The sequence below is a fragment of the Mesorhizobium sp. M7A.F.Ca.ET.027.03.2.1 genome (assembly GCF_003999175.1).
Classification (GTDB): Bacteria; Pseudomonadota; Alphaproteobacteria; order Rhizobiales; family Rhizobiaceae; genus Mesorhizobium.
This window is the reverse complement of record NZ_RZOM01001979.1, coordinates 1-385: the sequence shown is the minus strand read 5'-3', so window position 1 is coordinate 385 and position 385 is coordinate 1. Positions and strand designations below refer to the sequence as shown.

1 protein-coding gene is annotated in these 385 nt (G+C 59.0%); it reads left to right on the top strand.

Annotated features, from left to right (window positions below; all coding sequences use genetic code 11):
• On the top strand, positions 1–385 hold a 385-nt coding region (locus EN750_RS39065), incomplete at both ends, for an aminotransferase class V-fold PLP-dependent enzyme (RefSeq protein ID WP_127399550.1).

Below are 385 nucleotides of genomic sequence, written 5' to 3'. Positions count from 1 at the left end.
GTTCTACAGCGGGTTTCGTGTGGATTTAGCCGCATTCGCCGACGTTTGCTCCCACCATGACGCCCTGCTGGTGGTCGACGGTACCCAGTCAGTCGGGGTGCTCGATCTCGACATGGCCACGGACGGAGTGGATGTCGTAGTTGTCAGCGCGCATAAGTGGCTGCTTGGCCCCTTGGGCATAGGCTTCATGGCGTTCTCGCAACGGGCATTCGAACGTGTCTGCCCCCGCGTAGTGGGATGGCTTAGCGTTAGCGAGCCGTTCTCGTTCCACCGCAAGCTGGATTTTCTCCCGGACGCGCGAAGGTTTGAGCCAGGAACAGAGAATGCCGCAGGGATCTTTGGCCTGTCAAAGCGGCTTGAGGAAATCCAATCAACCGGTGCGAAA